This is a genomic window from Colwellia piezophila ATCC BAA-637 (assembly GCF_000378625.1).
Taxonomy (GTDB): domain Bacteria; phylum Pseudomonadota; class Gammaproteobacteria; order Enterobacterales; family Alteromonadaceae; genus Colwellia; species Colwellia piezophila.
Genome location: NZ_KB905165.1, coordinates 345,770 through 352,406, shown reverse-complemented (window position 1 = coordinate 352,406; position 6,637 = coordinate 345,770). Strand labels below are relative to the sequence as shown.

Genomic DNA, 6,637 nt, shown 5'->3' with positions numbered 1-6,637 from the left:
ATTGGTTTTAAATCGACCTACTATTTTAACCTGCTTTAAATCACTGTCAGCGATTTCTATAGCGACACCAGTATAGCGAGTTATTTCAGCAACCATATCTTCAAGCGGCATACCGGTAAAAACTAAATATCTACTTTGCCATGCTAGAGTTTGGTTTACGTCAGATGTCAGGCTAGCATTGTTAATCAGATCGGGGGTGATAACAGTTTTACCATCAATAGCGATTTGTCTGCCAGCTTCAACCTTGATGCTAACAGGTTCGCTATCAATTTCACTTGTTTGTAGTTGATCAAACACCTTCACAGTACCATCAGTGACTATCAGCTCGATCAATTCATCTCTGGCATACTCTATATTAAAGGCAGTGCCCACCGCTTCAATGGTTTTCCCCCCAACATCAACACTTAAAGGGCGCAGTTTGTTATGAGCAACCGTGATATGTATTTCACCTTGGGTAAGTATTAATTCACGACGTTCTTTGGTGTAATTAATATTGACATGTGTATTTGTATTCATCAGAAGTGCTGAGCCGTCACTAAGCATGACCGTACGAATTTCGCCTACTTCAGTTGAATAGTATTGTTGCTCTTTAACTTCTTGTTGCTCAATAACTGGCAGACTTACAAGTTCTTTGGAGACATCCTGTGAAGTAAACCAAGTGAAAGTGAATGCAAAACCAATAACTAAAGAGGCGGCTAGCCCCATATATCTATGGCTAAATGGTTTCGTTTTTTTATTAGGTTCATGAGGGAAAACTTCAGCTAAAGGTGCTAATTGTTCCATCTGATCTAAACTATGTGCCATACTGACAAATAACTTACGATGAGTAGATGACTTAGCCAACCAAGTTTGTAGTTTAGCTTCTTCCTCTAGCGTTAAATCATCCATCAGTTTTACGCACCATTGTGCGGCTTCCTCTTCAACTCGGTCATCTTTAGGAAATTCAATTACTGTATCTTTGGTAGTATTCATCATCTTTGCCTTTGCTTCTCAGTTCCATATGCTTCTTGAAGCGTCGTTCTTGATTCAAGAGTTTTCATGTAGAAGTTAAAACGTTTTATCCCCGTTGTCATGTGTGCTTCGACCGTTTTAATGGTCACATCTAGCTCTGTCGCTATTTCTTTATTTTTGTAACCGTAAACTTTTTTAAGAATTAATACCCGCCGACATTTCTCTGGAATTAATCGCATGGCTTCGCTCACTCTTTCTAAACTTTGTTCAACGCATACTTTCTTGTGGGTATCATCTTGCCGCCCTATTAACTGTAATTCTGATAATTCATTCTCGTCATCAAAAATACTTACTGTTAAATGAGCTCTTTTTAATAGATCAAAAGCCAAATTTTTTGCGATTGTGCATAAGTACGTCTTTGGGTAATCAATTGTTTTTCGTTTCATCATTTGAAAAGCTTTGATATACGCTTCTTGCACAACATCTTCTACGTCGGATGGAGGTAACAATCTAGAGACGATTTTCATTGCATAATCTCGATGAGAAACCAAGCTAGTTATATTATTTGAATCGTTATCTGTCATATTTCATCTTTCAAAAAGTGTTAAGGGCGTGATATTGACGTTTTCATATTCTATTACTATAGAGTCTGTAATAACAAATAAACCCTAAGTTTATTTGTTATTACACGATATATCGAAATATAACGCTTTTAGCTAGCGAATTACAGTTGCTCTTCGTAAACTAAAAACAATACGTCATTAGGTTTTACTTGTACCGTAATAGTCTGGTTGTCTATTAGGTAAGTTTTCTCACCCCAAACATCCTTAACATTAAAGGCGTTTTTATATACGCGGTTATACTTGCTCTTACCTTTACGTGTTAAAGAATAGTCATTTTGGTAGAACTCTCTAAAATCTAACCATTCTTTACTGAGACTTATCGTTTTAACTTCGTTGCTACGGTTGAATATCCCCATGCAACCTTGGATCTGCACTGCTGGTGTAGTACTACCCCATACTTCAATGCCGTCTTCTTCTTTTACTAAAGTAGCGCTAATACCTGTTTGGTTACAGGCCAACATGTCTTTATTGGTAATTATCTCTAAAGAATAAGCATCCAATGTTGGTAAGTCGCCCCCCATCATTATCGGCGAAGCAAATAGTGAGCGCTGCGTCATAAAGGTGCGCATTTGCTCTTGGTTAAATTCACTCATGCGAGTGTGACCTTTACCCGCTAAAGCAACGGTACCTTCATCTTTAGCGCTGTCACCTGCTGGGTTCATCAACTGCAGAGGACCAAAAGGTAGCATATCTAAGTCAGGCCAAAATCCTGGACGAGCCATGCCTTGCCAGTCACGCCATACTTCGAAAGAACGTTCGATAGACGCCTGTTCATCCCAGATATCGTGGGTAACGCGTAGCATATTTGCGTTTAGGTAGTGGGAGAAATCTTTAGTATTGGTAGAGCCACCCGGCGATAAACTATAAACAATAGGGCGACCGGTTTTAGCAATGGCATTTTTAATGGCTGCAATTTCTTTCGGGTAGTGAGTTAAGTCATCCACTTTAAGTAAATCTACGCCCCAATCGGCAAGTTTTTGATAAACGCTGTCATAATATTCTTGAGCGCCAGGCTTGGTCATATCAACGCCATAGTTTTGATTGTTCCAACCACAAGTACTTGAGGTATCAGCAATATCACGGGCACGATATTTAGTGCCTTTAATAGGCAGGTTCAGTTCAACAGCTTTACGTGGAATACCGCGCATCATGTGAAGTCCAAACTTAACACCCAACTCATGGGCACGGTCAATAATCGGTGTCATACCGCCAGGAAAATACGTTTGGCTTGGCTCTAATAAACCGTATTCATCAAGATTAACCTCTTCGGCATGTTTTTCTGCCGGAAACAGTGTGCCTGGTCTAAGTTCAAACTCGCCGTACCAGCCAGCGTCAATAACAAAATATTCATAACCGTGCGGTTGTAATTTTTCAGCAAACGCTTCTAAGTTTTCTAAAGCGGCTTTTTCGTGTAAATAAACACCATAGCTGTTAAAACTATTCCAACCCAGTGGCGGCGTTTGGGCTAATTGTGCCATTGGCGCTGCTGACACTAAACTTTGGCCTGATGTTTCAGGCGATGTCGAATTACAGCCCGTTATGGCTAGCGACAAAGCTAACGCTATGCCTGTTAGAGAATTATTCATTAGTACCCTTAATTCAAATTTTTGCGGAAATTTTGATTTCACATTAACAATATATAGATAGAGCTAAAAGTGATGAAAAACCCTAGACTTATTTCAATTTAAATATGAAATTTTAATTTAAAGCTACAGTTTGAAGCTTTATTAAGGGCTGTTTATCGCTGTAAATACATAGCTATACTTGTGTTGTTTAGCGCTAACTTCCTATAAATTCTTTAATACCGCTTGCTTTCGCTTATCAGCTTTGCGACCTCGCAAGGCACTAAACACGCCCGATGATTAATGGGCGTGTTTAGTGCGTATTACAACGGGTATAATAGCTATCCCGTTGATTGTTTCTGCTACACCAAGTTATTTAGTTTTAATAAGATAAACAACTTCACCGGTAACCTGGTCGATGGCGTAAACTGAACTTTCCTTATCGGTCGCGACCAAATAGGGCAATCCACCTTCCATTATAAGTGACGTTATTGCACCGTCAGGCGTTGACATCAGTGATAATTGTTTAGCCACTAATTTCACCGGGTCGGAACTCGCCTGCGGAATAGCGTTTTCAAACAGTCCTGCAAGAGCAGATAAGTCAATGGCATATAACGTATTATCACCATTAACTACATACGCTGTTTGTCGATTATCATCAACGGCTACGCTTGTTGCTTTATCGAGCTGCAGTGCTTCTTCAGTATCACCATTCATTACAACCAGCGTAATAGGTGTCGCTGATGAATCGGCAATGTAAGTCGGTTTTTTCGGGATAAACCACAGTGTATTGTCACCATCATTTTTCCAACGGACTTTAGACAGTGCAATGATTATTTGCTGACCGCTGAACTCTCCACTGTTAAGGGTAAAAATATCAACAGACTGTGAATCAAATTGCGAAGAAACCACGACACCTTGCACATTGTAAAAACCTTCGGTGGATATAAATGGAATTTGCACGCCGCCATCGTTAACGTCATATAAGTCACTGTAGTTTGGTGTTACCTGAGATAACTTAGCCTTTCCGGTAACGTAAATTACCTTGCCCTCATCATCAAACACCGCGTGTGATGTTTCGTCAGGTATTCCCTTAGTGACATCCAGATAGTTATTTGAACTTATTTTTTCGGTTAATATGCCTGGCTCTAGTAAGCTAGTTGATAATTTATTTCTACCACTTTTGAAAATATAACGACGGTCAATGGGGTCATTATTGTTGATCTGCACCATGTAATTGTCACTATAACTTTTCGACTTATCATGCTTGTTTTCTATGGTTAACAATTCTCTGCCGGTTTCGTCGCCTGGTTCAGTCAACGTTGATACCAGTGGAAATTTAACCAATTGAGAAGAACCTACAGATGTTGCATAAAATACATTGTTGCGCTGATCAAAGCTGATGTCATCAAAACCTTTGTAGTCGGTAGTCATATCACTCGGCATTGTGGCGTCACTGGCTAACTTACGTATAGATACCGTATCGGTAATAGTATCAGCACTGGTAAGCGTAAAGTTGTAATCACCCGCTTCAACAAGCGAAAGGGTTCTTGTCCAAATACCGGTTTGGGCGTCAAAGGTATAATCAATACCTTCCGTTAAGCCTTCAGCATTTAATGCTGTACCCTCTATTAAAATATCACTTGCTGTAATTGTGATATTTTCTTCAAGATCTACAGAGGTTGTAGAGGTAACCATTTTGCCGTCAACTTCTTTGGCAAAATAAGCATGCCCTCTAAGTGTCACACTGTCCGATAAAGTAGCAGAAACGGCTGGCGGGTAATTAATAGCCGCAGTAAAGGCTTCAACACTAGCACCGGCTGCTACTATTGTGTCCCATTGGTAGTCTACTCCCGCAATTCTAACGGTGTGTGACTTTGACCCCGTATTGGCGGCCTGAACACGAATAATCAAACTCTGACCGGGTGCTATTGAAGCTACACCTGATGTATACGGCGCTCCATCAATAGAATATTCAGTATTTTCAACATTAAAAACAGCCAATGCATTATTAAAGTCTTTTAAGTCTATTTCGTAATAAACAAACCCATCGGCAGGCACGTTAGTACTACGCTTGGTAAAGACAGTATCGGTGTCGAGTTTGGTCGGCTCACTATCTTCGACTGCCGTTTGGACATTAAAGGTAATTTCCTCTTGCTTTAGCTGAGATACCATCACTGGGTTTAACTCATCGTCTAGCTCGACATCACCGTTATCATCTAATTTTTGTACAAGTTCATAGCTAGGCCAAGTCAGTGTTGCTGAAAACGTTTTATCATATGAATCGGCAGGCAAATGAAAACTAACCGCAATAACATCTCCCTGAGCAGCACAGCCGCCAGAGTATGTTTGCGTAATTTTATCAGTACTAATTGAGCGAACCTGAACCACACTTTGCTCTATTGAGTATTCTTCAAAAATTTGTTCACTTGGTTTACCTTCATTGATAACGCGATAACCCGTTTCAACGTAGGTTCGGTCATGATCTTCAACGGTGAAGTTAAATGAGTTACGAGAAAAAGCGCTCATGCCCGTGACTGGCGCTGACGTTAAAAAGGTATAAACTTTGCCCGCTTTTACTGGAATAATATTGCCATCGGTATCAGCAACCGGTGTGGTTAACATTTGGTGTTCTACGTTACCGCCAGTGAAGTTAAAAAGCGATTCGGTAAAGTCCAGCCCTTTTACCACGTCTGTTGAAAACCTGTCTTGCACGCGAGCCAACAACTGACCGTCACCATTGCTGATAAATTCGAGGTCATTGGGCAGTTTTACTTCTTCTGGTGTTGATACTGAAAAATCATATTGCTTATCACCATAATTAAGCGTGGCGGCATAAGTAATGCCATAACGATAAGCTGGAATATTAAAGCGCATATCAACTTCATCGCCTAAAACAACTGTGTCTACGTCGGCTCCATAACTATAAAATTGCGTGATAGGCGCCGTTTGACCGTCGGGTTTAGCCGTTGTCGGGTCTTCTGGCACTAAAAAGTCAGCATCACCAGGACATCTGTCAGGGTGAGGCACATTAGGCGCAGCACCATTTAAAGCTAGGCTAAATTGGTGGTGAGCCAATGACTCTATACCCGTAACTTTTCTTGTCGCTTCGGTTGGCAATAACTTATAAGTAGTGGCAGTGCCATCGTAAATGGCGCTTGTACGTATCGTTGCCTCAAACTCATTGATAATAGTTTCTAATTCATCAGCACTGAGCTCAGCGTATTCAGGTTTTTCTCTTTCTTCTTGTAATCTAGCCTCTAGGGTTGCTTCATCAATAAGTTCTAACGACAAGCCATTTAATTTGTTACTGCCTGCTGGGGCAGAAATGACGGTTTGATATTCGCCGCTTTTTACGAATGCTAATGGTTCAGGGATGTCGTCACTGATATTTGCCGTTTGGTCTGTTTCTTCGCTACAAGCAGTTGCCAGCAACGACAACAGTGTTGCGGTGACAAGATTTAGCTTAAATTTGTTATTATTCATAATGTTTCCTATAAG

Annotated in this window: 4 protein-coding genes; all 4 read right to left on the bottom strand. The window is 40.5% G+C overall.

Annotation, left to right across the window (positions count from 1 at the left end):
* The coding region (locus tag F580_RS0112040; RefSeq protein WP_019027988.1) for a FecR family protein at positions 1 to 972 on the bottom strand (972 nt) is incomplete at its 3' end.
* Positions 972 to 1,535 (bottom strand): RNA polymerase sigma factor, encoded by a 564-nt coding sequence (locus F580_RS24440; RefSeq protein ID WP_019027987.1) that lies wholly within the window; start codon positions 1,533 to 1,535, stop codon positions 972 to 974. The genes F580_RS0112040 and F580_RS24440, both read right to left, overlap by 1 nt.
* 140 nt (positions 1,536 to 1,675) lie before the next feature.
* The gene (locus F580_RS24435) at positions 1,676 to 3,160 is read right to left on the bottom strand and encodes a glycoside hydrolase family 27 protein (RefSeq protein ID WP_019027986.1); all 1,485 of its coding nucleotides are present in this window, start codon (positions 3,158 to 3,160) and stop codon (positions 1,676 to 1,678) included.
* 348 nt (positions 3,161 to 3,508) lie between these two features.
* Positions 3,509 to 6,622 carry a hypothetical protein gene (locus tag F580_RS0112025; protein WP_019027985.1) on the bottom strand — a complete coding sequence of 1,038 codons (3,114 nt, stop codon included), beginning with the start codon at positions 6,620 to 6,622 and terminating at the stop codon, positions 3,509 to 3,511.
* Positions 6,623 to 6,637 lie beyond the last annotated feature (15 nt).

Excerpts from the sequence above, each read along its gene's own strand:
- F580_RS24440 (WP_019027987.1), bottom strand. The coding sequence starts at position 1,535 with ATGACAGATAACGATTCAAATAATATAACTAGCTTGGTTTCTCATCGA.
- F580_RS24435 (WP_019027986.1), bottom strand. The coding sequence starts at position 3,160 with ATGAATAATTCTCTAACAGGCATAGCGTTAGCTTTGTCGCTAGCCATA.
- F580_RS0112025 (WP_019027985.1), bottom strand. The coding sequence starts at position 6,622 with ATGAATAATAACAAATTTAAGCTAAATCTTGTCACCGCAACACTGTTG.